25 protein-coding genes are annotated in these 25,367 nt (G+C 53.1%); 9 read left to right on the forward strand and 16 right to left on the reverse strand.

Annotated features, from left to right (window positions below):
- Positions 1–58: 58 nt before the first annotated feature.
- From ACLI4M_RS22365 to ACLI4M_RS22380, 4 genes are all read right to left on the reverse strand, one after another.
- Positions 59–1,426, reverse strand: a complete 1,368-nt coding sequence (locus tag ACLI4M_RS22365; protein WP_413449754.1) for a TolC family outer membrane protein — start codon at positions 1,424–1,426, stop codon at positions 59–61.
- Between the two features lie 727 nt (positions 1,427–2,153).
- Positions 2,154–2,660 carry an AAA family ATPase gene (locus ACLI4M_RS22370; RefSeq protein ID WP_133625052.1) on the reverse strand — a complete coding sequence of 169 codons (507 nt, stop codon included), beginning with the start codon at positions 2,658–2,660 and terminating at the stop codon, positions 2,154–2,156.
- 46 nt (positions 2,661–2,706) lie between these two features.
- Complete coding sequence (locus tag ACLI4M_RS22375) at positions 2,707–3,900, reverse strand: MFS transporter (protein ID WP_413449755.1); 1,194 nt, start codon at positions 3,898–3,900, stop codon at positions 2,707–2,709.
- 309 nt (positions 3,901–4,209) lie between these two features.
- Positions 4,210–5,334: an N-acetyltransferase gene (locus tag ACLI4M_RS22380; protein ID WP_133623441.1), complete on the reverse strand. Its 1,125-nt coding sequence runs from the start codon at positions 5,332–5,334 to the stop codon at positions 4,210–4,212.
- A 388-nt stretch (positions 5,335–5,722) separates the two neighbouring features.
- On the opposite strand from ACLI4M_RS22380, the gene ACLI4M_RS22385 reads away from it, so the two are divergent.
- Genes ACLI4M_RS22385 through spt form a run of 4 tightly spaced genes read left to right on the forward strand, consistent with a single transcriptional unit; the run spans position 5,723 to position 9,831 of the window.
- Positions 5,723–7,462 carry a fatty acyl-AMP ligase gene (locus tag ACLI4M_RS22385; protein WP_413449756.1) on the forward strand — a complete coding sequence of 580 codons (1,740 nt, stop codon included), beginning with the start codon at positions 5,723–5,725 and terminating at the stop codon, positions 7,460–7,462.
- A gap of 17 nt (positions 7,463–7,479) precedes the next feature.
- Positions 7,480–8,382, forward strand: a complete 903-nt coding sequence (locus ACLI4M_RS22390) for an NAD-dependent epimerase/dehydratase family protein (protein WP_167545042.1) — start codon at positions 7,480–7,482, stop codon at positions 8,380–8,382.
- Positions 8,383–8,411: 29 nt separating this feature from the next.
- On the forward strand, positions 8,412–8,672 hold the full coding sequence (locus ACLI4M_RS22395) for an acyl carrier protein (RefSeq protein WP_048918533.1): 261 nt from the start codon (positions 8,412–8,414) through the stop codon (positions 8,670–8,672).
- On the forward strand, positions 8,659–9,831 hold the full coding sequence (gene spt / locus ACLI4M_RS22400; protein WP_133623439.1) for a serine palmitoyltransferase: 1,173 nt from the start codon (positions 8,659–8,661) through the stop codon (positions 9,829–9,831). Before ACLI4M_RS22395 ends, spt begins: the two co-directional genes overlap by 14 nt.
- A gap of 42 nt (positions 9,832–9,873) precedes the next feature.
- Here spt and lptG read toward each other — a convergent pair whose 3' ends face one another.
- The 7 genes from lptG to ACLI4M_RS22435 all read right to left on the reverse strand — a co-directional run bounded on the left by lptG (position 9,874) and on the right by ACLI4M_RS22435 (position 16,387).
- Positions 9,874–10,953, reverse strand: coding sequence for an LPS export ABC transporter permease LptG (gene lptG, locus ACLI4M_RS22405; protein WP_133623438.1), 1,080 nt, complete (start codon positions 10,951–10,953; stop codon positions 9,874–9,876).
- Positions 10,950–12,020 carry an LPS export ABC transporter permease LptF gene (gene lptF, locus ACLI4M_RS22410; protein ID WP_133623437.1) on the reverse strand — a complete coding sequence of 357 codons (1,071 nt, stop codon included), beginning with the start codon at positions 12,018–12,020 and terminating at the stop codon, positions 10,950–10,952. The genes lptG and lptF overlap by 4 nt, the downstream gene beginning before the upstream one ends.
- 12 nt (positions 12,021–12,032) lie before the next feature.
- Complete coding sequence (locus tag ACLI4M_RS22415; RefSeq protein ID WP_133625049.1) at positions 12,033–12,626, reverse strand: YtfJ family protein; 594 nt, start codon at positions 12,624–12,626, stop codon at positions 12,033–12,035.
- 37 nt (positions 12,627–12,663) lie between these two features.
- Complete coding sequence (locus ACLI4M_RS22420; RefSeq protein WP_133623436.1) at positions 12,664–13,500, reverse strand: hypothetical protein; 837 nt, start codon at positions 13,498–13,500, stop codon at positions 12,664–12,666.
- Entirely contained in the window at positions 13,500–14,834 is a 1,335-nt protein-coding gene (locus ACLI4M_RS22425; RefSeq protein ID WP_133623435.1) for a lipopolysaccharide biosynthesis protein, read from the reverse strand. Before ACLI4M_RS22425 ends, ACLI4M_RS22420 begins: the two co-directional genes overlap by 1 nt.
- 62 nt (positions 14,835–14,896) lie before the next feature.
- On the reverse strand, positions 14,897–15,634 hold the full coding sequence (locus tag ACLI4M_RS22430) for a hypothetical protein (RefSeq protein ID WP_133623434.1): 738 nt from the start codon (positions 15,632–15,634) through the stop codon (positions 14,897–14,899).
- A 9-nt stretch (positions 15,635–15,643) separates the two neighbouring features.
- Complete coding sequence (locus tag ACLI4M_RS22435; protein ID WP_133625048.1) at positions 15,644–16,387, reverse strand: hypothetical protein; 744 nt, start codon at positions 16,385–16,387, stop codon at positions 15,644–15,646.
- A gap of 174 nt (positions 16,388–16,561) precedes the next feature.
- Here ACLI4M_RS22435 and ACLI4M_RS22440 point away from each other — a divergent pair, with 174 nt between their 5' ends.
- Entirely contained in the window at positions 16,562–17,293 is a 732-nt protein-coding gene (locus ACLI4M_RS22440; protein WP_133623433.1) for a dTMP kinase, read from the forward strand.
- A gap of 130 nt (positions 17,294–17,423) precedes the next feature.
- Positions 17,424–18,284, forward strand: coding sequence for a 5'-methylthioadenosine/S-adenosylhomocysteine nucleosidase (locus ACLI4M_RS22445; protein ID WP_133623432.1), 861 nt, complete (start codon positions 17,424–17,426; stop codon positions 18,282–18,284).
- 64 nt (positions 18,285–18,348) lie between these two features.
- On the opposite strand, the gene aphA is transcribed toward ACLI4M_RS22445, so the two are convergent.
- From aphA to ACLI4M_RS22465, 4 genes are all read right to left on the reverse strand, one after another.
- On the reverse strand, positions 18,349–19,068 hold the full coding sequence (gene aphA, locus ACLI4M_RS22450; protein ID WP_133623431.1) for an acid phosphatase AphA: 720 nt from the start codon (positions 19,066–19,068) through the stop codon (positions 18,349–18,351).
- Between the two features lie 20 nt (positions 19,069–19,088).
- Positions 19,089–20,435 (reverse strand): OprD family outer membrane porin, encoded by a 1,347-nt coding sequence (locus ACLI4M_RS22455; RefSeq protein ID WP_133623430.1) that lies wholly within the window; start codon positions 20,433–20,435, stop codon positions 19,089–19,091.
- 672 nt (positions 20,436–21,107) lie between these two features.
- Complete coding sequence (locus ACLI4M_RS22460; protein WP_133623429.1) at positions 21,108–21,578, reverse strand: DUF1198 family protein; 471 nt, start codon at positions 21,576–21,578, stop codon at positions 21,108–21,110.
- Between the two features lie 23 nt (positions 21,579–21,601).
- Positions 21,602–22,465, reverse strand: coding sequence for a helix-turn-helix domain-containing protein (locus tag ACLI4M_RS22465; RefSeq protein WP_133623428.1), 864 nt, complete (start codon positions 22,463–22,465; stop codon positions 21,602–21,604).
- A gap of 179 nt (positions 22,466–22,644) precedes the next feature.
- Between ACLI4M_RS22465 and ACLI4M_RS22470 the strand changes: the two genes are divergently transcribed.
- Together ACLI4M_RS22470 and ACLI4M_RS22475 are read left to right on the forward strand one after the other, a co-directional pair.
- On the forward strand, positions 22,645–23,547 hold the full coding sequence (locus ACLI4M_RS22470) for a DMT family transporter (protein ID WP_133623427.1): 903 nt from the start codon (positions 22,645–22,647) through the stop codon (positions 23,545–23,547).
- 220 nt (positions 23,548–23,767) lie between these two features.
- Positions 23,768–24,088 carry a hypothetical protein gene (locus ACLI4M_RS22475; protein ID WP_133623426.1) on the forward strand — a complete coding sequence of 107 codons (321 nt, stop codon included), beginning with the start codon at positions 23,768–23,770 and terminating at the stop codon, positions 24,086–24,088.
- Positions 24,089–24,162: 74 nt separating this feature from the next.
- On the opposite strand, the gene ACLI4M_RS22480 is transcribed toward ACLI4M_RS22475, so the two are convergent.
- Positions 24,163–24,366, reverse strand: a complete 204-nt coding sequence (locus ACLI4M_RS22480; RefSeq protein ID WP_133623425.1) for a hypothetical protein — start codon at positions 24,364–24,366, stop codon at positions 24,163–24,165.
- Between the two features lie 369 nt (positions 24,367–24,735).
- On the opposite strand from ACLI4M_RS22480, the gene cspE reads away from it, so the two are divergent.
- A complete protein-coding gene (cspE, locus tag ACLI4M_RS22485; RefSeq protein ID WP_048917283.1) occupies positions 24,736–24,948 on the forward strand; it encodes a transcription antiterminator/RNA stability regulator CspE in 213 nt (70 codons plus the stop codon).
- Positions 24,949–25,367 lie beyond the last annotated feature (419 nt).

A 25,367-nucleotide genomic window follows, 5' to 3' on the forward strand; every position in this document is an offset into this window, starting at 1 on the left:
GACTGGTGTTATAACAATACCGGCAAAAAGGGTATTGAATTTGCGTGCATAACTGACTTTATTTCAAATCAGGCAGTGTCTGATTCACACTCTGATCAACACCAAGCTGAGTTAATAAGTCATTAACAGCCGTGGCGTAACTTATCACTGAATACCAGCTGTCATATTTCGCACTGATTTGCGAAAACTGCGCCTGAAATACCTCCTGCTCGACGCTAAGCAGATCGTTCAGCGTGCGCTGATTGAGCTTATATTCGCTCTTGTACACATCGCGCGAGCGGACAGAATCCTGTAGCTGTTCAGCACTGGCCTGCGCCTGCCCTTCAGCGCCAGCCCAGTTGGCATAAGCCACTGAAGCTTTTTGCATCACATCGAGCTTGGCCTGATCGACCAGAGTGGCGGCAATATTTTTATGCCCTTCAGCCTGACTGACGCGAGCCGACACCGCACCGCCCTGATAAAGCGGCGCATTCACGTGTAACTGAATCTGATTATTCCAGTACGGATTGTTCGTGGTTTCGTAACGCGTTCGACTCGCCTGTAAACTCAGGGTAGGCAAATAATCCGCCTTCGCCTTATTGACTTCAAATGACGCCGATTCCTGTTGCGCCTGCGCGTACAGTACCGAGGGCACTTTGGAATAATCGATATTATCCGGCAGCACTGGAGTATCGAGATTCACCGCGGCAATGGACTGATAATGGCTGGCTCGCACACCCGTCAGCGAGGCGAGTTGCGCTTTCGCCGCTGACAGGCTGGCCTGATATTGTTTAAGCGTCGAGCGCATTCCGGAAATACGCGACTGCGCCTGCAGCACATCTGAGCGAGTGCTTAATCCGGCATCGGCGCGTAATGACGACATGCGGCGGACATCTTCCAGCGCCGTAATGTTATCCTCCACCGCTTTGGTCAGATCCTGATATTTCAGCACATCCAGGTAAGCCGTCGCCGTTTGCTCAGCGACGTCAGACAGTGTCGCCAGCAATTTGTAGCGATAACTTTCCTGCGCAGATTTCTGCTGGTTAATGCTGGCGTTGGTTTTACCGAAGTCGTAGACAAGCTGCGACAGCGTCAGGCCGTAGGCAGCGGCATTATTCATATTGTTGAAGGTATCCTGCTGGGTCGAATTGCCGGTATTGGCGGTCAGACCGACCTGCGGAAACCACGCACTTTGCGCTTCGCGGATCTGCGCCTGGCCGATCCCCATTTGGTACGCCTGTTGCGTAACCGACGGACTGCGTGAAAACGCCTGCAAAATAGCGGTTTTCAGATCCACCGACGCCATACTTTTCATCGATGGCGGATTGGCCCACCGATCTGCGTGCCCTGACACCACGGCATTGGCGATAAACGGGAACGTCAAGAAAACAATTAAAATACAGATTTTTTGTAAGCTGTTATTAAATAATTTTACAATCCATATCATTGAATAAAGAGATCCATCTTATTAATTTACAGGGTCGGGTGTTTTTTATCCTACCCCACTTAAGACAAATCTTAAACTCTTTTTTTTGGGGACAAAAAAGGGCACAAGAATATTGTTTTAGTTTCATAACGTTATTACTGATGGAAATACTTTATGCCTTGCCAATCATCAGGCTGTAAATTCGATTAGGAAGAAATAAAAAAAAGCATGGCGTTTATTATTATCCCTGTGAGTCTAGTACATGATATCGCCTAACGCCACTCTGTTTATGTTAAACACCATGACGCTATAGTTAAATAATTGTTGGCTACTTGTAATAACTCCTTGCCCTGTCTGAATCAGAAAATTATTCCCAGCCGCACCTTTAATATCTCAATATATCAGGCACTCCGGAATGATAAGGTCTTCTCGATATTATTTTTACGCGTTGAGTTTTAAGGAAAGTTGTTGCGGCAGACTAAATTTGACCATCTTAATAGTGATGCATCATCGGTTATTAATTTAAAACAGCTGCTATATGACCGGGCGTAGTTCAGCGTTAACATCGCTGAAAAAACCTATCACAACGATTGCGCAAAGCGATGGTGACTCTCATTCGCATATTTCATTACTTTCCTTTTATCGGCGTAATCAACCCAATTCGCCTTGCCATGACCGGTCCAAGTATTGAACACAACGCCCAGTGGGTCATAGCCGATCCTGGCCCGCAACCCTGATGTAATTGTGTTTAGCCGTACTCAATAACAGTAAACCCTTCGTCATCTGTTGGTGCGGAGAAATAGCGCGTTATGATTTCGAATTGTTGATCGGTCGCGCTAAAGTCGTGTACACCCTCTGCGTTTCGGGCATGCAATCGGGCTTTACAGACCTCATCAGAGACTTTCAGATAGTGCAGACGATGACTGGCACCTGACTCCTTAACGATACTCATCATCCATTCACGATTTGTAGGTGTGTTGGCCGGAAAATCCAGAACGACGGATAAACCCGCTCTGAGTAACGATACGAGGTGGGGCTTGATGGCGCTGCGGAGCTTCGAGGAACACTGCAAATAATCGGCTACTGAATGGATTTCATTGGCATAGAGCACCGCCAGCCACCGATCCTCACTGACGAGCACGGTGGCTGGCGAGGCAGCTAATTTCACGGATAGCGTGGATTTACCTGATGCAATTTTTCCACACAGCAGGTGCAGAGTGGGTTTTCCTGCTGTGGTAACCGTATTGCTATCCATCATTTACCTCACTAACAATTAACAGTAAGGCCCTCCTTACTGTCGCTTAACACTCACTGCATGGCTGCACGCTTCCCGCCTGCCAAACGGTACAGGCATACACCACCAGTCCGGTAACGCCCAGAATCACGCCCACATAGGCGGTCGCGATCCAGCCGTAGCCTAAAGAAACCGCCATGCCGCCCAGATAGGCGCCCATCGCGTTGGCAATATTCAGCGCGGAGTGATTCATTGCGGCAGCTAACGTCTGTGACTCTTTCGCCACGTCCATCAGGCGTATCTGCAGTGACGGCAGTAAAACCGACGAGGTACCAATCAGGAAAGTCGCCAGCATCCCACCCGCGACCTGCGTTGCCAGCAGCGGGAAGACGATCATAATGCAAATATTCCACAGCAGCGTCCAGCCGATCACCTTCAGCACGGTTTTATCCGCCAGCCGGCCACCCACCAGATTCCCGACAATCATCCCCAGGCCAAACGCGGCCATGGCCCACGGAATAAGCCGGGCAGACATGCCCGCCACGTGCATCAGGGTGGGTGCAATGTAGCTGAACACCGCAAACATCCCCCCAAAGCCGATCGCCCCCACCAGTAGGGTCAGCAGCACCTGGCTGTTTTTCAGCGCGCCCAGTTCACGCAACGGATGAGCATCGCTGTCTGCCGGAGTGGCAGGTACAAAGCGCAATATCAGCATGCAGGTGACTAAGCCAATCACCCCGACAAAACCGAATACCACATGCCAGTTAAAGACTTGCCCTACCCACGATCCCAGCGGGACGCCAATCAGCGTGGCGATGGTTAACCCCAGCATCAGGGCACTGAGCGCCCTGCCGCGCTTTCCTGCCGGAACCAGAGAAGCGGCCACCAGCGACGCTACGCCAAAATAGGCACCGTGCGGTAAGCCCGTCAGGAAGCGGGCGATAATCAGGCCGTGATAGCTTCCCACCAGCGCACTGCCAACGTTGCCAATAAAAAACAGCGCCATTAATGCCAGCAGCAGGTGTTTTCTCACCATCCGCGCCGCAATCACCGCAATCACCGGTGCGCCCACCACCACCCCAAGCGCATAGCTGGCAATCGCATTACCGGCCTGCGGTTCAGTGATGTGAAAAGAGCTGGCGACGCCCGGTAATAATCCCATGATGATAAATTCGCCGGTGCCAATACCGAACCCACCCAACGCCAGCGCGAAGATAGCCCAGCGCGCCGCTGCGGCACTCAAAACATTCTGGTTTTGCAAAACTCCCCCTTACAGGTTTCAAATTTCAGTGGCTTAAAACCCTTGCAGGCAAAACCTGACAAGATTCTAAACTAATTTGAGCCACATCACAGTTTTACAAAACTCAGGTTGATTTAAAACTAATCAATTGCTCTCCAATACAGTATTGTCATCGATGATTTTCCTGCGCTGCAGGGGTTCCGCTGAGAAGCAGTTTGCCTTGACGCATAAAGCGGGATTTAGCGTCATGTTGAAATAGTAGAGGCCGCGAGGTGATCCCCCGCCTGTGTCCGGTGAACACCTGCATGCCCGCCTCCGGCGGCCTCGTTATCACAGCTGCTTCTCATACAGCCGATAGCGCTTATAGGCCACCGCGCCGATACGCTCGAGGATATGGCGCATCCCGCTGTTGGATTCGAGGATCCACGACATCTCCAGCGCGTCTATCTTTCGTCTGGCAAAGGGATCGCGCAACGCTTCAATCAGCAGCAGAGCAATAATCGGCCCGGTGCGGCTGGATTGATACTCCTGCACCACCCCCATTAACGGCACGCGTGCGGTGCGCACCCCGCTCACTTTCAGGCGCCATAACAGTTTCGCCCAGCCAAAAGGCAGTAAGCGGCCGTTGAGATCGCGTATAGCCTCATTGAGGTTCGGTAAGCCGACAATAAAGGCACAGGGTTTTGCGTCTATTTCAGCAATATAGATCATATCGTCTGGCACCAGATGCTTTAGCTGCTCTCCCATCACGGCAAATTCATGCTCGGTGAACGGCACAAACCCCCAGTTATTCTGCCAGCCTGAGTTGAAAATCTGCCGCATTATCTGCATCTCTTCAGCAAAGCGCTGGCGATTAATGCAGCGAACGGTCACCTTTTTCCGCACTCTGTCCATCAGCTTCAGTAAAGGAGGGGGAAAATGAAGATCGCTGCGCTGCATCCAGTAGGCGAGCAGGTCAATGCCTTTACCATATCCCTGCTGCTCCAGCGCGCGGGCATAATAGGTTTTACCATGCGTCATCATGGCCGAAGGTGGTGTATTAAAGCCGTTAATCAACAAGCCACTCTCCTGATTGATATTGAGCCCAAAGGGGCCGGTTATTTTTCTGGCACCTTTGGACTTCAGCCAGCTTTCCGCTGCGCTAAACAGCGCGCTAAATACCTCCTGATCTTTAATCGCGTCAATCATGCCAAAATGGCCGGTATCCTCACCATAAAGTTCACGATGAAGCGTGTCTATTTGTGCCGTTATCCGGCCAACAATAACATTGTTTTTCCTGGCAACCCATGCCTGCCATTCGATATGCTCATTGCCTGGGTTTTTCTTAGAAAGATGCTCCATGCGCTCCATATATAATGGCGCTATCCAGCCTGGATCGTCGTGATATAACGTGGAGGGAAACGCAATGAAACTTTTAAGGCCCTGCTTATTAATGACTTTCTCGATGCAGATCATAACCACCCTAACTTATTTCAATTGATGAAAGCACAGCAAGCAATTAAGAATTAACTTATTTGGCGCAGTATTAGCATCTACGCTCTGAGCCAGTGATGACGGAAATTAGCGGAATGAATCTGTTCATCTTTACCACTAGATGCGTTTAACATCCTCCATGTGGAATAAATCATACACTTTTTAAAAATGGCGCGTCATACTAACTCCCGCTATGTTTTTCATCGGGCATGAGGTTTTTATGCTAATCGTTTATCAAAATAAAAATGAACCATTTTTCACCCAACACCCTCACCGATATTTTTTCGCGTGACGTTTAACAAAAAACAACCTCTACCCTGCGTATTTCTCGGAGTTATCTGGCGGTTTTTAATCAATGGCTTTATTGCAAATGTCTGAAACGAGTTCAATCCATTCTCTTCCTATGCGCTATGCTGATTTCCCCACCTTAGCGGAAGCATTAAATTATGCTGCCAGCGGAAGCACGGGAATGAATTTCTACGATCGGCACAATCAGCTCACTGCCGTGCTGGAGTACCGCACGTTGAAACAGCGTGCCCTGGCAATGGCTCAGCGGTTATTAGCGCTTAAGCTAAAAAAAGGTGACCGTGTCGCCCTGCTCGCTGAAACCTGCCCGGAGTTTGTCGAGGCATTCTTCGCCTGCCAGTATGCGGGGTTAGTGGCAGTACCGCTCGCTATCCCAATGGGGATCGGTCAGCGCGATGCTTATATCTCCAGGCTGCAGGGCTTAATGACAAATTGCCAGCCTGCGGTCATCGTGGGGAGTGAGGAGTGGTTACCCATCATCCGCTCCGCCAGCGTTAATAATCCGGGTATGCACATCCTTAGCCATCAGGCTTTGCACGCCTTACCCGCCGGGACAGCTGACATGCCCGCTTTATCGCCTGACGATATTGCCTATCTGCAGTACACCTCGGGCAGCACGCGTTTTCCGCGCGGTGTGATCATTACCCACCGCGCGGTGATGGCCAATCTGCAGGCCATCAGTCACGACGGGATAAAACTGCGCGCCGGCGATCGCTGCGTTTCCTGGCTGCCGTTTTATCACGATATGGGGCTGGTTGGCTTTCTCCTGACGCCGTTAGCCACCCAGCTATCGGTGGATTACCTGCGCACGCAGGACTTCGCCATGCGCCCGATGCAGTGGCTGAAGCTGATTAGCAAAAACCGCTGCAGCGTCTCGGTTGCTCCGCCGTTCGGTTACGATCTCTGCCTGCGCCGCTGTAACGATCACGCGCTGGCTGACATCGATCTCTCCAGCTGGCGCGTGGCGGGCGTTGGCGCAGAAAGCATTTCTGCCGAACAGCTGGCGCATTTTGCGCAGCACTTTAGCCAGGCCAATTTCGATAGCAACGCCTTTATGCCCTGCTACGGTTTGGCGGAAAACACCCTTGCCGTCTGCTTCTCACCAGCGGCCTCAGGGACGTTGACCGATTGTGTCGACCGTGCAATTCTCGAATATCACAGCCAGGCCGTCGCGCCTACGCGCAGCACCAAAGCCACCTCGACCTTTGTTAACTGCGGCAAGGCGTTGCCGGGTCACCGTATTGAAGTGCGTAGCGAGGACGGCACGCCACTGCCTGAACGTCAGGTGGGGCATATCTGTATATCCGGTCCCAGCCTGATGAGCGGTTATTTTCAGGATGCCGCTTCGCAGCAGAAAATCCAGGCGAGCGGATGGATGGATACCGGTGACCTGGGCTATTTACACCTGGGTGACCTGTTTGTCACCGGGCGTAAAAAAGACCTGATCATCATTCGCGGCCGCAATATCTGGCCACAGGATATTGAGTATGTCGCTGAGCAGGAACCTGAGATTCATTCAGGTGATGCGATAGCCTTTGTGACCTCAGCCGGGCAGGATGAAGGGGCACGCATTATCTTGCAGATCCAGTGCAAAGTGAGTTCGCAAGAGCGCCGGCAGCAGATCGTGCATTCACTGATGGCCCATATTCAAAGCGAGTTCAGCGTGACGGTTGATATCGAACTGCTGCCACCGCACAGCATCCCGCGCACCTCTTCAGGCAAGCCCGCCCGTGCCGAAGCGAAGAAGCGTTACCTCAGCGCCCTTGGCGTAGCGATCAACCCTCAAACCGAGCTGGCAGGTTAGTGAACAGGAGAGCAGTCGTGGCCATAACCGGCGCGACCGGTTTTATCGGCAGGCATATTGCCGATAACTTACTGGCGCGCGGCTTTTCCCTCAGAGCACTGACGCGCCAGGCATCTCGCCAGTCGATCAACCATCTCCAGTGGATTCAGGGAGACTTGCAGCAGCCCGCATCTCTGGCAGAACTGGTGAGCGGCGCAGACTGTGTCGTTCACTGTGCGGGCCAGGTGCGCGGACACAATGAAGCGGTTTTCACCCACTGCAATGTTGGCGGCAGCCTGAATCTGCTGCAGGCGGCAAAGGAGAGCGGCCGCTGCCAGCGCTTCTTATTTATCTCCTCTCTGGCCGCACGCCATCCCGACCTATCCTGGTATGCGAAGTCAAAATTTGTCGCGGAACAGCAGTTAAGCGCCCAGGCGTCACCTGTTGCGCTGGGAATTTTTCGCCCCACGGCAGTGTACGGGCCGGGTGATAAAGAGTTAAAGCCAGTGCTTAGCTGGCTGCTACGCGGCGTACTGCCGCGCACGGGCGCGCCTGACGCCAGACTGTCGTTTCTTCACGTCAGTGATTTGGCTGAAGCGGTTGGCCAATGGCTCTGCGCCACAAACCCCTTACCTCAACCCTATGAACTCTGTGACGGGTTAAGTACGGGATATAGCTGGGAGAGCCTGCGCCTGATTGGCGCGCAGGTGCGACGCGGCCCGGTGCGCTTAATCGCTGTCCCGTTACCGCTACTGAAATGGCTTGCGGATATTAACGTGTTTGCCTGCCGTATTGCAGGTAAAGAACCGATGCTGACCCGGAGCAAAATCCAGGAGCTCAGCCATCACGACTGGTCGGCAAGCAACAAAAATTTATCTGAAGATATTGATTGGTTTCCAAAAATCACTTTGCAGCATGCACTGCGTGAAGACTTGTTTTAAACATCTGATAAAGGGAAGTGACGAGCGCTATGATAAATCGAGAAGCGGTGATGGATTACATCCTCGCGTGTTTAGGCGGGATGGTCGCCAGTGAGGTAGAAATAAAGCCGGAAAGCGATCTGATTGATGAACTGGGCCTCGAGTCCATCAAGGTAATGGATCTGTTGATGATGCTGGAAGAGCGGTTTGATATCTCTATCCCGATAAATATCTTGCTGGATATCAGGACGCCAGCAGAGTTACGCGATGCACTGTTGCCACAGCTGGAGAAGAGTTATGGGCCTCTATGATAAGTTCGCTCGCCTCGCTCGCCAGCGCGAACAGTTCCATCATTCGGGACTGACCCCATTCGGCACCTGTATTGATGAAATCTACTCCGCCACCGAGGGGCGAATTGGCAATAATAAGGTGCTTTTGGCAGGCACCAACAACTACCTTGGCCTGACGTTTAATCAGCAGGCAATAGCGGCGAGCCAGGCGGCAGTCGCCGCTCAGGGGACCGGCACCACCGGTTCACGCATGGCGAACGGCAGCTATGGCGCGCACCTTGCCCTGGAGCAGGAGCTGGCGCTATTTTTTGACCGCCCCAGCGCCATCGTATTCTCCACTGGCTATACCGCCAATCTGGGCATCATCAGCACGCTGGCCACCCCGGACGCCGTGGTGCTGCTGGATGCCGATAGCCATGCCAGTATCTATGATGCTTGTGCCATGGGTGGCGCCACGATTATCCGCTTTCGCCATAACGATGCCAGCGATCTGGAGCGCCGCATGCTACGCCTTGGCGAGCGCGCGCGTGAAGCCATTATTATTGTTGAAGGTATTTATAGCATGCTGGGTGATGTTGCCCCGCTGGCAGAAATTGTCGACATCAAGCGGCGCCTTGGCGGCTACTTAATGGTGGATGAAGCGCACTCTTTCGGCGTGATGGGCGCCACCGGCCGCGGCCTGGCGGAACAGCTCGGCGTGGAACGGGATGTGGATATCATCGTAGGGACATTCAGTAAAAGCCTGGCATCCATCGGGGGATTTGCCGTCGGCGGCGCAGCCATGGAGGTTCTGCGCTATAGCAGCCGCCCATACATTTTCACCGCCTCGCCCTCCCCCTCCAGTATTGCCTCGGTGCGCTCCTCATTACGCACTATTGCGCAAAAACCCGAGCTGCGCCAAACGCTGTGGAGTAACGCCCACCGCCTTTATCACGGTCTTGCCGGGCTGGGGTATGAAATGGGGCCGCACATCAGCCCGGTGGTGCCGGTAATGATTGGTTCGAAAGAGGACGGTTTACGCTTCTGGCGCGGGCTGATTGCACGCGGTGTCTATGTCAACCTGGTGTTACCGCCTGCCGCCCCCGCAGATATCACCCTGCTGCGCTGCAGCGTGAATGCAGCCCACAGCGACCAACAGATTGATACCATCATTCAGGCCTTTGCCGAGCTGAAGCGCTAATTTTCCCGTCAAAGTGAGAGCAGATAAGCTGTTTGATCGCAGTCAGTGGCCTTTATCAAAGCGAGAAATCAGCAGCAAAGCACCCAGCATCAGCAGCCCTGGTACTGCCAGCGTGGTGAGCGGGGCATTCAGCGCCAGCAGCAGCCCGAGGTTAACGATTATCTGATAGCTGATGTAGGTGAGCAGCCCGACTATTACCCCCGAGGCTAATCGGCTGCCCAGCCCGGGCGAACGCGGCGCGCTAAACGTAAAGGGAACGGCGAGTAAAATCATGGCGAGGGTTAACAGCGGGCGCCCCAGCTTTTGCCAGAGCGCCATGCGGTACTCTGCCGAGGGCTGACCGCTATCATGCAGGTAGTGAATATACTGGCGCAGCTGGTGGATGGAAAAGCTACCGCCCGGCAGCGTGAGTTCGGCCAGGCTCATCCTGCTAAAGATCGAGCGCCAGCGCAGACTTTCTGTCGATGACAGGGTCTCTTTGCCGTTCTGCCAGCTCTTTAGCCTCACGCCGTGCAGGATCCAGCTGCCGTCTTTTAGTACCGTGGCTTTCGCGGCGAAAATATAGCTCGCCAGCGACAGGTCAGGAAGATAGTAAAATATCTCCACGCCCACGGGTTGCTGCCGGGCATCGAGGGTTTTCACTGTGGCAAATTCATTATCTTTCCTCGCCCACAGCGCGTTTCTCACCGCTGCGCTGTCAGGATCTTCAGCCACGGCCGCCGCTTTCAGCTGCAAAGCACGCTGCTGTAGCGGTGAAGCCACCCACTCATCAAGCGCGGCCAAAGCCACCGTCAGCAGGATGCCAGCGGCCAGCGCGGCGAGAGAAATTTTGAAAATTGACCAACCCGCCACCCGCATCGCGGTGAGCTCCAGACTTTTTGATAATTGCCCCAGCCCGACAATGCCACCGATCAGCGCGATAAACGGTCCTAAATCAATCAGGCTTCTCGGCGATGTCATCAACACCACCAGCAGCGCCTGGGTCCAGCGGTAGCCACCCGGGCTGACGTCATCAAGCTCGTTAATCAGGTTAAACGTGGTGAACAACGGCATTAACATGCCTGCGGCGGCGGCGAATCCGATAAAGATATGGCGAATTAAATAGCGGGTTAACAGCGTCATGGCCGGTATCTCTGCCAGAGCGAAAAGTCGCGCGCCATCAGCAGCACCAGCCCGAGAAACATCATAACGGAGAGGATCCAGACGCCGGGTATCAGGGCAAACGTACCGTTGGCAACCAGCGTGCGGCTGAGATTACCGCCGTAGAAGATCAGGGTGAAGAGCACCGTTAACGGCAGCAGCGTGGCAAAACGCCCCTGTCGCGGCTTAATGCGGCTGAGTGGAATAGCCAGCAGCGCCATCATTAGCGTGTTAATGCCACGACTTTCGCGCCACTGCAGCTCGGCCCGGTCGGCAGGATCGCGGGAGCCTGACAGCGTCAGGCTCGGGGCGGATTTACGCTTCAGGCCGGGGTTTTGCCGCAGCGGCTTAAGCTGCAGCTTCATATGACGGTAAATCATCTGGTTATCCCCCGCCCCCTGGTGCTCCAACACGTCAGAGGTGCCCGCGTGCAGCATCACGGAAGGTGCGTTCGGTGACGGGTTCAGCACCCTCACCGTGTGGGCCCGATAGACGCGGCTGCTATTAGCGGACGGGGTGTAAATCAGCACATCGGCGAGCGTGCTGTTAGCCGAGTCGACCTCTCCTGCCAGGATCATCCGGCCATCATCATTGACGTTAAATTTATTGGCAATAAGGTGGTTAACATCCAGCTGCGATTGTGACTGCTGCTCCAGCTGATAGATCTGCCCGTAAGCCCAGGGTCTGACAAACAGGGAGAGCAGCATCACCAGCATTGCCAGCGGAATGGCAAAAATCATCACGGCTTTGTAGAGGCGCAGTGGACTGGCCCCTGCGGCAAAAATCGCCGTGATTTCCGAGTCATTCCACAGCTGACCTAGCGTGACGCCAACGGCAACATATAGCGCAACCGGCAGCAGCATTTCCAGCGCAATCAGAACCTTATAGCAGATGATATCGAACACCACTTTCAGCGCCAGGGTGCCGCTCGCCGCGTCGGTCAGGTAGCGTTGCGCGGAGTAGCTGGCAAAAATAAAGATCAGAAAACCTGCCAGAGTCAGCACTAAGCGCTGGGTCAAACTTACGATATAGCGTTCTATTAGCAGCATGGTTTACGCGCCTCAAGGAGTAGCGGGCAGCGGCGCCGGTTGAGCACGACCTGGGTTCAGCAGGTCATGCACGCTGCGCAACAGCTGGCAGACCTCCTGCTCAGTCAGCGCGCCATCTTTTGCCCACTGGATATGCCCGTCTTTATCCAGCAGCAGAATCGTGGAGCTTGCTGGCTTAAGTTGCCAGGTTTTTCGCCCCAGCCCCTGGCTGTCGATAATAAATTGTGCCCAGGGGTACTTTCTTTTATTTTTCTCGACTTTTCTGCCGACAAAAAAACCCGAGCCGGGAATTTCATCGTCGGTATTGACGATGGTTGTCGGTTGAAACTGTTTATGTGGAAATTGTGCGCGCTTAATCGCTTTAATCAGTAACGCATTTTTGTCCTTGGCGGAGGTGCGCCCAGCAATATACTGTAACACGCGTACTTTGCCCGCCAGCTGCTGACTCGACCAGGGGCGATAGCGGATATTATCATTATCGAACATCAGCTCGCCCCGCTCGCTTATGGTCAGCGGCGCCATCTGCTCACCGACAATAAAATTGTGCGCGCAGGCCATCAGTGGGCATAACAACAGCGATGAGAGTAGCAATCTGCTTAACGTCATCACGCTGCGCTTATCGCTAAAATCCGCGCACTCATCTTCACCATGGATAACGTTCAAGCCATAATGCCAGGCGCTGGCGAATATCGTTATCTAATCGTGTCGGTGAATCGTAGGCATTGCGCCCGATCAGACTATCCCTCACCATCTCATCATGTCGGTCTCCCATTAGCCCATTAATGGCGGCTAAATAACGGGAAACCTGGCGGACGTGCAGGTTTTGCGGGTTAATGGTTCTGAGCGTGTCAAACCAGGAGACCTGCTGACTGATAATCTTACGTACCGCATGAAACTCCTTTCCGGTTAGCAGAGGTTTGCTGATAAATGCTTTTAATGCGTGCATCTCACCCTGGCAATAAACAATAAACTCCTGCTCTGTGTCTAATCGTATCTGGCGCAGCGAATGATTGACCATCTTCCACACCGGGGGGCTGAGATAAAATCGCAGGATGCGGGCGTAAAAATTAAGGTTCTTCTTGTCATCATGGCGAAAGGCATCCTGTAATTTACCCAAAAAAACCGTCGTTTTACTGAACCACATACTGGAGGCATGATGTTGACAATAAAGGCGCTGGGCAAAACGCAAATGCTTATAGCGCGCACGGATCAATTTATATTTTAAGCGCTCAGCTTCAGATAAGTGACCTTCATTCAGAAGCTTATTAATAAGGTCGAGTAGCTCCTCACGCGTAAAGCCCTCTTCCCAGTACTGCAGGCACAAGGCGTAATTATCCTGAATATTTTGCTGCGAGACGTGTAAATCGATAACATCGGGCAGGCTGATATTTTCATCAACCAAATCATCCTCATCCACTGCCGCCAGCAGCTGCTGCAGCGTCTCCCGCGGAAATTTCCGCCACTTAATGTTACCGCTCATTAATGACTCTCTTTAGGCTTGGTGAAGGGTAATAAATGGCGAGAGTGCCAGGCCCGCAGAGTAGGAATGAACGACAGCAGCACGTCTAAACACTGCCCTGCAAGATAGGCGTAAGCCGCACCTGACACGCCAAAAAAATGGGACAAAACAATTAACAACGCAATGTAACTGGCTGAAGAGAGCGTTTGTGCCATGAGGAAAACGCGTTGTTTACCCGCCATAAACAGCAGCGACTCCTGTGGAAAACCCAGCATAGAGACAACGATCGCGCCGAGCATGATCTCAATTAAGTGATAGGCCTGCAGATATTGCTCGCCAAAAACGGAGGAGATAACGGGTTTACCGACCACCATCACCAGCAGCGCCACCAACATGCCAATGCCGCCGGCTAAGCAGGCAGATTTCAGCCCCAGTAGCCAGGGCTGGCTGCCACGCGGATCCAGGCGCATCACTTCAGGGTAGAAGCTCTTTTCCATTAGCTTAGCCGGGGAGCCTGTCGCGTCAAAAAAGGTCGTGGCAATTTTAAACAATCCGGCCGCTGCGGGCCCTAACACCATCCCCACTAACACCGTACTGCAGGAGTTGCGCGCTGACCAAATTGAGTGGGCGAAGTTGGTGGTCCAGACAAAATTCCAGGCCCCTGCCAACCTGCTGGCAGGGGCAAATAAGCGAGGGCGCAGTGCGTGATGAATGTTTCTGCGCCGCAGTTCGCGCGCGGCAAACCACCAGTAGAGCACTCCCCCGATCAGATTAGAGGCATACCAGGTGATAATGAAACCGGCGAAGCCCAAATCCCCCAGGTAAGAGATGACGCTGCCAGCAGCGCGCAATAGCGGCCTGACAGCCTGCTGGATCGCAATCAAATCAAAGCGGTCAACGGCGCGCAAAATTCCCGTGGGCGTCGATGCCGCCAGCGAAGGGATCAGCGTGCAGTAAAGTATTGCCAGCCACAAGCTCTGCCTGTCAAGCCCTAGCGAGTGTGCCAGCAGCGGCAACAGCAGCATGCCAGCCACGACGGCAATGGCCCCACTGGCGATATCAAGGCCAAAGGAGAAAGAGATAACATCGCGAAACTGCTGAATATTTTTATTAGCGACTGCGGGGGAGCCATATTTAACCACCAGCTGCCATGTCTGGAACTTAATAAAATCGCTAATGCCTTTCGCATAGGCCTGAATAACCACCAGCACGCCAAACATCTGCGTCGACATGCCTTTGCCCGCGCAGGAGAGTGCAACCAGGCCCAGTAAAGCGCTCAGCGCATTACTGGAAGCCAGATAAGCCGCATTGCGAAGAATGGTACGAAAAACACCATCAGAGAACCAATGTTTCATGGAATGAGACCAACCATTGAAAACCATTCAGCCGGATTGTGAAGTCAGCCGCTGGGCGACTTTTAAATTTGAGTCTGTTGAGCGACAGAAGAGACCAACTTAAGCGCTTCGCTAAGCACGCTGTTATAGGGGGCACGGGCGTCAATCGCAAAAACCCTGGCGTGATTGTAATGAATCTTGTTCATCACCGAGATTTTATCCCGTAGCTCTTCATAATCATGGTCTGGCTTGCGGGAAGACGCCGTCTCGATATCAATATCAAGGCGAATAACCAGCTCAGGACGGTAGTTCGCCATTTTCTGGTATAGGCGGCGTTCGCGCTCGGCAAGATGTGTCATCCACCAGCTGCTCACCCTTTCAATACCAATCCCTGGCCCGTCATAGTAAAACCCTGAAACTTCCGCCTGCGGATAGCGATCGCTAATCACCAACACCCCACGCTTTGTCAGGCGCTGTACTTTGCGTAAATTCACCATGCGGCGCAGTGAAAAAGCATACATAATCAGCGCGGCCCACAAGGGAGGAGCCTTGCTGCTCATACGTTGAGTTTCTGAGGATTTTTTTGCCAGCCGACGCTCCAGCCAGACACCAATCATCGGCAGGCGCTTAATTTTATCGCCATCCTCACCGGACAGCACACCTAAATAACGGCGTTCGCTCATCCCACGGGCTTGCATATTTTTGACTAAATCGGCCGTTAGCGTTGATTTACCGGTGCCATCACACCCCACCACGGCAATTAACCCGGCGATATAGCTGGCAGAGGCGTCTTTATTGACGGTGGATCTATTTATCGCCATCGGTTTCTCTCAGAGATCGTCAAAAGGTGGAATGTCGGGCGAAGCCAGGGACGCGTTAATCACGCGCAGTGATTTAGCTAAGATCTTGTCCGCTGCCTCAAGGCCATTTAAGTCGCAAATCGTCGCGCCGTTGAAAGTCAGATGCGGAATAACCGCGCTCTTCTCGCGCAGTGAAGAGAGCGCGTGATCGGGCTTGCGCGCATGCGCAGTCCCGGCATCCACATTCAAACGGATCAGCAGCAAAGGGGGATAGGAGGCCATCCACTGATAGATCTTTTTCTCGCGCTTTCTCAGTGCGCTCACCCACCAACTTCCGCCCGCTGTTTTGTCCAGCTGCGGACCGTCAAAACGAAACCCCGCCACTTCAGCCTGGGGATAACGATCGGTAACCAATAAACAGCCATTTTTACAGCGTGAAAGCATGCGCAGAAATTTGTAAGCCCGCCAGCAGGAGAGTAAAAAAATCACCAATGCCGTGACTGCATCCGGTGGCTGAGCACGGCGATGGTGAACCTGGCTGGCTTTTATTTGCAGATAATGCCTCAATGACGCGCCAATAATAGGAATTCGACTAATCCATTCGCTAATACGCCCGGAGGATTGCCCAAGATATAATAATCCTGTTGGTTCCTGTAACGAGAGATGACTCACCAGGCTTGCAGCTAGCGTTGATTTTCCTGCACCATCACAGCCCGTAATGGCAATAACCCTTACAGGAGCATGGCGGCTGAAATGAGGCGTCTGACGATTCACATAAAAACCAATATCCAAAAAATTTGCCCAATGCTAAGTGATCTTTTCACCCATCGATTTGCGTATAAGTGCGGTAGCAGAACTATTTATTTTTATCGCTATTTACACCGCGCTCGCTTGAAGCGAAAGCAATTAGCGCGTATTTTTTCCAGGTGCAATTTAAGGAATAAATTTATGCAATCCAAAATGCCCCCGCTTATCGCGGTTATTGGCAGTGATGGTTCAGGGAAGTCCACCGTGTGCGAACATCTGATTAAGCATTTAAATAAATACGGGCCATCGGTCAGAATTCATCTCGGCAAGCAGGCCGGCAATGTGGAGCGTGCCGTGATTAAACTTCCCCTTTTAGGAAAAATGCTGGCCACAACCATCCGTCGTAATAAAGTCAAAACCGCCAAAGTGCTGCCAGGAACATTGCCAGCGGCAGTGATTATGTTTTTTGTGTTACGGCGGCTATGGCGCTTCAGGCATATGCTGGCCTGTCGCCGCCGCGGATTGATCGTGGTCACCGACCGTTTTCCGCAGGTACAGCTGCCAAACACCTATGACGGCACTGTTTTCCCCGCCGCGGCGTCGGGTAGCTGCGCTGTTAACTGGCTGGCACGGCAGGAGCGCCGCGCATTTCACTGGATGGCACAGCAAAAACCGGATCTGGTGATTAAACTCCATGTTGACCTCGAAGTGGCCTGCGCGCGTAAGCCCGACCATCAGCCAGAGTCGCTCGCGAAGAAAATAGCTGCCACGCCGCTGCTCACATTTCAAGGGGCACAGATTGTCGACATTGATGCGAATCAGCCGCTAAAAAAAGTGCTTGAAGCGGCAGTAAAAGCCGTCGCGGATTTTATGACGGCTCGCTCAATAGCCCTGGCCTGTGAACACCCGTCGGATAAAAATTCGAGCACCTGAACCTTGTTGCGAACAAGCCTGGCCAGCAGCTCAGAAGAATCCCAGCCTGCGGCTAAAACCCTCAGTAAGCAGAGTCAAATGCGTATAATGCCAGCCAGGAATCGTTCTCTAACAACGGGTGGATCTTTTCATGTCAACACGATTATTTACTGTTTCTGCGGCAATCCTTGCTGGATGTGCCCTGTTAACCCCGCTGCTCACCTTCGCCGCTGATGACATTGCGCCAGCACCGATTGTGATTCAGGGAGCAATGCCCATTGAAGCCGAGCATTTTGCGGCGAGGCTCGACAACGCCAGGCTACAGCAAATCGGCGAGTGGCGCTTCTGGAAAGGCACCGTTGAGGGTTACCCGGTTATCGTTTCCGAAACCCTAAAAGGCATGTCGAATGCTGCTGCTGCCACCGCACTGGCGGCCGTGGAGTTCAAGCCCGTCGCGATTATCAATCAGGGTACTGCAGGCGGCCACGACCCTGCGCTCAACGTTTACGATATTGTGGTCGGCAAATACTCGGTCAACCTGGGCGCGTTCAAAACCCCAGCCCAGGCAGCAGGCCAGGGCAGCCATGCCCTTGACTGGAAGCCAATGGATTTGCTGGCGTCAAAAGGCAGCGCGGGCGAGGATAAGAATGCGCACAGCATCCGTCAGTTTGCCGCCGACCCGCTGCTGCTGAAAGCCGCAGAACAGGCTATGCCAGAGTATAAAAACGGGAAAGTCGTCGAAGGTGTTATCGGTTCTGCCGACGTCTGGAACAGTGAACTGGACCGCATTCGCTTCTTCCATGAGCATTACCAGACGTCGGTTGAAGAGATGGAAACGGCCTCCGCCGCGCAGATCGCCTCCCTGTTCAATATTCCGTTTATCGGCATCCGGGTGCTGTCAAACAACATCACCAATAATGGCAAATACGATGCGAAAACCGGCCTGGTCTGCCAGGACTATGTTTACGAGGTGTTGAAAGCCTGGATCAAAGATAGTCACGCCCAGCAGTAACCCTTCACCAGCACCAGTCGGGGACCAGCCCGCCTGGTGATGGTGGCCACGAGCGAAATCTTAATTAATAATCAGAGTTAATCAGCACTCTTTCGCCATATGCACCGTTCCGCGGCAGCGGCAGGTTGGAGGAGTTCAACGCTCTGAGCACCCGGATCCCTTCTGCCCCAGCGGCGCGGGCATCGGTAATGTCGCTATCCGCATCACCGTAATAAATTTGAATATGGTGGCTGCGAATATCATTCACCTTCGCGCCTTTGCCTGGCGCGGTGAAAATCACCGGGTTCATCTTATCGGCTGCAATCCCAAAGTCTTTGGCAATCTGCGAGCTGATCGTTTCATGGCCGCTCTTCGGCTTGGGTCGCCCGGTGATAAACCAGATGCGATCGCCGCGCTCAAGATGCAGTTTTATTAACGCTTGCGCAGATTTTTTTGGCACCGAAAACGCATCCCACCCGTTGCTTACCTGCTCCCAAAACTCATCATTTTTGAGAAAGTCATTGCTGCCGGGAGAAAACATCTGCTGGCCGTGATAGAAGGCAGGTGTTGAGTAGAACACCGTATCATCAATATCAAAGCCAACATCAATCGGCGCTTTACCCTGCAGCCCTTCGGCGATCTGAGCGGTGGTGATCCAATGAATCGCATACTGCTGATTGAGCTGTTGTAGCGTGGCACCCGCCTCTTTCACCTCTGGCACCTCTGCAGCGCTCCAGGCCGGGGCAGTTGAGAAGAGTGAAGCCAGCAGCAGCAAGGCCGGTTTATGACGTAAAAACAGGGACATCTCTCATCCTTATTGTGGCGTTAGAACAGGTTAAAAGCGTAGTCGATTTGGAAATCAATCGAATGATTTATCGCGTGTTTAGGTTTCCCTTCTGCGCTGAGAATCGGGCGATTTTTTTGATTCTGATAATTCCAAGATGGCCCACCAGAGAGCTGGAAACTGAGTTTTTTCACCGCCGACGGCTGCCATTTTGAGAAGAGAATAGTTTCGCCGCGCCGGATAGCATGATCCCGATACTTAATGCCCCAGCCGAAGGCGCTCTGCAGCCCCAGCTTGATTTCCGGCGTCACGAGATATTCGGTGGTCCAGGCCACCATTTTCTCATTGTTGACGACATAGTCATTGCCCCAGGCATCGGCCATCGAAGAGAACCGCCCACGGCTGTTTTTCGCCATATGGCGCTCAAAATAGCCAAGGCGATCGCTGGATTTCGCTTTGGTATAAGAAGCGCCAACCTTATGTTTCCAGCTTTTCTCGCGCCACTCAACATAGACGGACGGATGCCAGGCATCATTGTTGAACGGCCGATAATCTGCACTCATCGCTTTCCAGTTTTTCAACGCATGATTGTAATACAGCATACCTAATACATTGACCTGATTGCCGGACAGCGCCGCAGGATGCCAGCCCAGTTCAAGCCCATGGCGTTGCAGGTACTGCTGGCTTTCGCCAAAGAAGTAGAGCGCACTGTACCCCGGCTGTTTGTACAGCAGCTCGCCGGTAGAGAGGTGGCCGATCTCTGTTTTGCGGTCCGCCGTGGCGAAGTGGATCTGCTGCGGCGCGCCTCTGTCGCTGTAGCGCGTTAGCCAGGCGCCGCGCAGTACCCACGGCCCCGCGCCGCTGTCCATGCGCCAGCCCTGATAGGTGCTGGGAATAGTGCGGCTGGAGTTAGTTATCGCCCCCCACTGATGGACGATTTGCCAGCCGGAATAGAGTTTTAAATAGCTGTCGTCGCCTTCCAGCTTCGCTTTAGCCAATAGCTGGCCCAACTTATGGAACCCCCTGGCGTGGCCGTTATGGTTATACAGCACACTGCGCCCGGCGAAGTCATCGCTGGCCGCCAGTTTGAACACCTGATAATAAGAGGCATCAAGCCCGATAATATCGGCAAAATAGCCGGAGGTATAATCCAGCGATATTCCCTGCCCCCAGGCTGTCTGCACCGAGCTATCTCCAGAATCTGAAGTATTCAGATTCTTAAATTGATTCCTGAAGGAGATTTCCGCGTGACTGTCGGTGATAAAACGACTTAATGAGTCAGTTAACTGCAGGGAGGAAGTTTCGAAGGCGCAGAGTGGCAGCGGCGCCAGCGTGAATAGCGCAGCAGAAAACAGGAACGTAGGTTTACCGGATAGCGTCAATAACATGCGTGAAATCCTTTTCTTGTTGATTAATGGCTGAACTCCTGTCAGCGGGCGGTGCAATAATATCAAAACGTTCCGCAGGTAAAGTGATAAACCTCACAATTAACCATTATTACTGGAAAGATTCAGCACCATTCAACAACTATTGAAGCTATTATTATCGCTTGTCATTACTTGTTACGGCATGCTTGCGATATTTCTGGCGTAATAAATTGCGGGCGGACCGAAATAAAAGGTCCGTCCATTCGTTGTAGAGGTCGACCACTGAGGGATCCCCAGAAATGACTTCCATCGCTAAACGTCCGCAAACCGGTCTGAGCTCAGCCTGAGCACGCCGGAACGGCAAAAGACGCTCCCTGCGGGCCTCGGCACGCGGCATCCCTGCCGCGTGACGTCCGGCTTACCTCAGGCCAAGCTCATCCCCCACTCGCATCGTGCTCGCTGTAGGTTTTAAACCGCGGCGCTGAGGCTTTGGGTGCAAGGAGGGAGGGCTGATTGCAGCAGGCCCACGGCCAGGGATGGCCGTGAGCCAGGCTACAGGGATGTATTCATGCCGGTGCGGTAAGCAGCCCTCCCTCCTGAAACCGGGCACCTGTCATCCCGCAACACTATTCAAATCAATTTTTATGGAGATACCTCAGGGATCGACCCTCTGTTCCGGTCGACCCGTCAGCCTCAGTGCAGCGTCGGGAACAGCGGTACGACATTGTTACCGTCAGTCGCGGGAAACCTGGCGTTATAGCGCAGGCGAAAGTCATGCATCTCCTGCGCATCCGGTTCAATCTCGCGCAAGAAATTCAGCGCCAGCCGCACATGCTCGGCAGCGATCTCGGTCGGCAGATAGGCTTTGCGCAGCACCCCGCGCCAGAAGGCGATGCTCTCATCCGACTCATCAACAATAAACACCTGGTAGATAAACAGCACGCTGGCGGCATTGGCGAGGTGGCTCTCATTTTCCACCATCAGATAGTCAACGAACTCCTCGCCTGCGCTTTTCCCCATCAGGCTCATCAGCGACTCGACGTACACCGGATCGAGATTGAGCCGCCGGGTTAACGCCTTCGCCGCACGGCGCGGGCGCGAATTCAGCACGCGAAAACCAATAATAAACACCACTACCAGAGTTAAAAGCATCAGCCAGATCATGCACTATCCTGTTGAAAATTGAATCAGCCGCGCAGGGCGGAAGGCGTCATGCCGTATACGCTTTTAAAGCGATTGCTGAAATGACTTGAAGAGTTAAAGCCGCAGCGCAGCGCGATCTCGGTCAGCGGCAGCGCGCTGTGGCGCACCAGCTGTTCGGCCTGCGCCATACGCCGCTGCATCACATACTGGTGCGGGGCCAGCCGGGTTGACTGTTTGAACATGCGCGCAAAGTGAAACTCGCTCAGATCCGCGACCGCAGCCAGCTCCCCCAGCGTCAGGGCATTGCCCAGATTGGCATCAATAAACGCCAGCACGTTACGCAGCACAATGGGTGCCAGCCCGCCGCGCACCGTTGGCAGCTGCCACTGTACTTCGCTGTAGTGCTGTAACAGGTGGGTCATCAGCAGCGTTGAGGCGGAGCTGAGCGTAAGCTGGTTGGCGTTCTGCCGCCAGTCGCTGCTCAGCAGGAAGTGGCGATAGAGCTGGGTAATGCGCTCATCCTGCTGGAACACTTTTTCATCCAGCGCGATGCTGGCCGGGCTGCGGTCCCAGATCTGCAGCGCCAGATTTTTCAGGTGCTGGTCGGTGCAGTAAAGGTGGACAAAAGAGAACTCGCCGCGAATATCCCACGTTGACTCGCTGTCCTGCGGCATCAGGCAGAAGCGATCCGGCGCGCCGCCGTTCTGCCAGCCGGAGCGGGTTTTATGCCAGGTGTCAAAACCCGCCTCAACGTACAGGCTCAGCGTATGGTGGTCGCTCTTTTGCGTCACGCAGTCGAAATCATTGCGCCAGGCCGCCAGCTGGATCCCGCAGCCAAGCTGCACGTGGCCCTGCAGGCGCGCGCGATGCTGACTGAGATTTTCAAAGGCCTGATAGACGTTTTTCATGGCAACCGATCGCAAATTGACAGGCGTTCAGTTTAAGGAGCCTGACCGCCGGATACCAGATGTTAGCGATTCGCCGGCAAAAAAAAGCGCAAGATTTTGCAAGTCACCACAGCCTGCTGCAAGTCAGCGGTGGGCAATCGGGCCACACTACGCGTAAATCCCAGGATATTGAGGTAGCCATGAACGCGTTATTGTATTTTTTAGTGGTGGTGATTTGGGGAACAACCTGGATTGCGATAGTGATGCAGCAGGGGGTGGTGTCAATCACCGTGTCGATTTTCTGGCGCTTTCTGCTGGCCGCCGCGGCAATGATGCTGGTGCTGGGCGTGCTGGGCCGCCTGCGCAAACTCTCCCTGCGCGACCACGCATTCTGCCTGTTACAGGGCTGCTGCGTGTTCGGCTTTAACTTTGTCTGCTTCTATCATGCCGCTTCCTATATCAGCAGCGGGCTGGAGTCGGTGATTTTCTCGATGGCTGTGCTGTATAACGCCGTTAACAGCTGGATCTTCTTCCGCCAGCGCCCGCACCCTAACCTGCTGCCCGCCGCCCTGCTCGGCATGACCGGTATCGTCGCGCTGTTCTGGAACGATCTGGTTAGCACGCAGATGGCACCGCAGCTGCTGCTCGGCGTTGGCCTGAGCGCGCTGGGGACGTTCGGTTTTTCGCTCGGCAATATGATCAGCACCCGCCACCAGCGGCGCGGGCTGGAGACGCTCTCTACCAATAGTTACGCGATGTTTTACGGCGCCATGGTGATGGCGGGCATCAGCCTGTTTCACGGCGACCGCTTTATGCCGGAGCTGTCGGCGCGCTACCTCGGCTCGCTGTTTTATCTGGCGATATTTGGCTCCGTGATCGCCTTCGGTGCCTATTTTACTCTGGTGGGGCGCATTGGGGCCAGCCAGGCTGCCTACAGCACACTGCTGTTCCCGCTGGTCGCCCTGACCCTCTCAACGCTGTATGAGGGCTACATCTGGCACCTGAATGCAGCGATCGGGCTGGTGTTGATTCTGCTGGGTAACCTGGTGATGTTTGCCAGGCCGGGGCTGTGGCGATTTGCTCAGCGCGCCGCCTCTTCCTGACAACGTCATGGTTAGTATGAGAAATAAAATAATCACCGATGAAATGAATATCGGGATAAATTAGACAGTACTGTTAACCATTATTGTTGAAAAATTTTATTAATCGTTTCACATTATTAATACCATAATCTTTCGCCCGGTTAGCCGGGCGACAGATATCGGCACAGCACCTATACTTCCTTTGGTAGTAAATATATGTAACCAACCAAGTGGAGGTCTTTTGACTATTTCTGATGAAGATGAACTGCACCACGTCATGATCGGCGAAGCCGCAATGAACCTAATCTTCAGCAGGGAAGAAGTGAGTACCGGTTCGCTCATCAACCAGCTACAGCACATGGCGCGACTGGAGGAAGATGATGACAGACTACTCAAGATTTGGGCGGCGCGGAAATGGCTGTTGCAACACAAACAGGGCAGCACAGACGCTTATAAAAAGCCGCACTGGCTCACCGCCGGGACGGAGCATGCAGACCCCGGCAACCGCGAGGCTGATATCCGCCTGCATCGTTTTTCCGATAGTGAAAATATAGAATCGTAACCGGCTGACCCGCCGGACACTTTCAACCTTAACGTCAGGGATGACGTTAACAGAGAACATCGGGCACGCTTCAGTTAGTGAAAGCTCTCCAGCAGATAGCGGAACGCCTGCAGATAGATATCTTTAAGGCGTGATTCTGAGGCTTGCTCACTGTGAGCGTGCAGCGTCAGCAGGACGCTCTTTTTGTCCAGCGCTTTACCGCTGGCGATTAACTCGGATACTGCGCGTCCTATTACTGCATAAATTTCCGCTGGATAGTGGTGATCTTTGCCGTGCACGTGTACCCCTTGTGTGACTGGATGTACAGACAGTATAGCATTTGACAAAACCGCTGCGCTCTCAGCACCACCAATCCGTACAACACGCGGATTTATGACCCTGTTTTCGGAGTAATCCGGATTTGGTGAATCAAAACGCCTCAAAAAAATTTAAATAATTAAACCTTGCTAATGAAGACCAGCCATGTTTTTATAGCGTCATCGGTTTGGAATACAGACCTTATGAAGCAGTTTTAGTAAAGCAGTCCTCAGTTCAAGTGTTATCCATAGATATCCTTTCTCATGAGCCTCCTCCTAAGTGCCCAATAAGTAAAACTCTGAAAACAGGCCTTCTGCCACACTGCGTGGCTCAAAATTAAGGAAATATTTATGTCTAACAAAATGACTGGTTTAGTAAAATGGTTCAACGCTGATAAAGGCTTCGGCTTTATTTCTCCAGAAGACGGCAGCAAAGATGTGTTCGTACACTTCTCTGCAATCCAGGGTACTGATTACAAAACCCTCGATGAAGGCCAGAAAGTTGAATTCACCATCGAGAATGGTGCTAAAGGTCCATCAGCCGCTAACGTAGTCGGTCTGTAAACCTTTCATTATTCCCGGCTCACAATCGCGATGACGGCAGCAGCCTGAGCAGATGAGCAGGTAATATGAGAAACGGGGAGTGCCTTGCGGCACTCCCCGTTTTCGTTTACGCGCCCCGCCCTCACTAATCCTCTGTTTACTCTGCCTTATTTTTTCCAAGACCCGGCTTGTATTCTTAATCCTCTCGCGTCGTCACAATGCCTGCAGATAGAGAGTGCTGCGGCGTAGCCATACCACTGCCGCTAAAATCTTTCTTTGCACTGTTGCAGCGGTCGGAGAAGGAGCATTGCGCCCTGATGATTGGATACGCGGCGGCATAATTTACACTCACTAAGACCAGAATTTTCCGATAGTTTAAACGCCGCTTGCTTATTCCTTCACAAGACTGGTCTTGGAATAGTTTTTGTTTACAATAATCC

Origin of the sequence: Erwinia sp. LJJL01, assembly GCF_047300805.2 — a bacterium.
Classification (GTDB): Bacteria; Pseudomonadota; Gammaproteobacteria; order Enterobacterales; family Enterobacteriaceae; genus Erwinia; species Erwinia aphidicola.

Coding starts and splice junctions, on each gene's coding strand:
- ACLI4M_RS22460 (WP_133623429.1), bottom strand. CDS start 21,578: ATGATCTGGCTGATGCTTTTAACTCTGGTAGTGGTGTTTATTATTGGT.
- cspE (WP_048917283.1), top strand. CDS start 24,736: ATGTCTAACAAAATGACTGGTTTAGTAAAATGGTTCAACGCTGATAAA.
- ACLI4M_RS22465 (WP_133623428.1), bottom strand. CDS start 22,465: ATGAAAAACGTCTATCAGGCCTTTGAAAATCTCAGTCAGCATCGCGCG.
- ACLI4M_RS22470 (WP_133623427.1), top strand. CDS start 22,645: ATGAACGCGTTATTGTATTTTTTAGTGGTGGTGATTTGGGGAACAACC.
- ACLI4M_RS22365 (WP_413449754.1), bottom strand. CDS start 1,426: ATGATATGGATTGTAAAATTATTTAATAACAGCTTACAAAAAATCTGT.
- ACLI4M_RS22380 (WP_133623441.1), bottom strand. CDS start 5,334: ATGATCTGCATCGAGAAAGTCATTAATAAGCAGGGCCTTAAAAGTTTC.
- ACLI4M_RS22455 (WP_133623430.1), bottom strand. CDS start 20,435: ATGTTATTGACGCTATCCGGTAAACCTACGTTCCTGTTTTCTGCTGCG.
- ACLI4M_RS22370 (WP_133625052.1), bottom strand. CDS start 2,660: ATGGATAGCAATACGGTTACCACAGCAGGAAAACCCACTCTGCACCTG.
- ACLI4M_RS22445 (WP_133623432.1), top strand. CDS start 17,424: ATGTCAACACGATTATTTACTGTTTCTGCGGCAATCCTTGCTGGATGT.
- ACLI4M_RS22430 (WP_133623434.1), bottom strand. CDS start 15,634: ATGGCGATAAATAGATCCACCGTCAATAAAGACGCCTCTGCCAGCTAT.
- ACLI4M_RS22395 (WP_048918533.1), top strand. CDS start 8,412: ATGATAAATCGAGAAGCGGTGATGGATTACATCCTCGCGTGTTTAGGC.
- ACLI4M_RS22440 (WP_133623433.1), top strand. CDS start 16,562: ATGCAATCCAAAATGCCCCCGCTTATCGCGGTTATTGGCAGTGATGGT.
- ACLI4M_RS22415 (WP_133625049.1), bottom strand. CDS start 12,626: ATGACGTTAAGCAGATTGCTACTCTCATCGCTGTTGTTATGCCCACTG.
- spt (WP_133623439.1), top strand. CDS start 8,659: ATGGGCCTCTATGATAAGTTCGCTCGCCTCGCTCGCCAGCGCGAACAG.
- lptG (WP_133623438.1), bottom strand. CDS start 10,953: ATGACGCTGTTAACCCGCTATTTAATTCGCCATATCTTTATCGGATTC.
- ACLI4M_RS22425 (WP_133623435.1), bottom strand. CDS start 14,834: ATGAAACATTGGTTCTCTGATGGTGTTTTTCGTACCATTCTTCGCAAT.
- aphA (WP_133623431.1), bottom strand. CDS start 19,068: ATGTCCCTGTTTTTACGTCATAAACCGGCCTTGCTGCTGCTGGCTTCA.
- ACLI4M_RS22420 (WP_133623436.1), bottom strand. CDS start 13,500: ATGAGCGGTAACATTAAGTGGCGGAAATTTCCGCGGGAGACGCTGCAG.
- lptF (WP_133623437.1), bottom strand. CDS start 12,020: ATGCTGCTAATAGAACGCTATATCGTAAGTTTGACCCAGCGCTTAGTG.
- ACLI4M_RS22385 (WP_413449756.1), top strand. CDS start 5,723: ATGTCTGAAACGAGTTCAATCCATTCTCTTCCTATGCGCTATGCTGAT.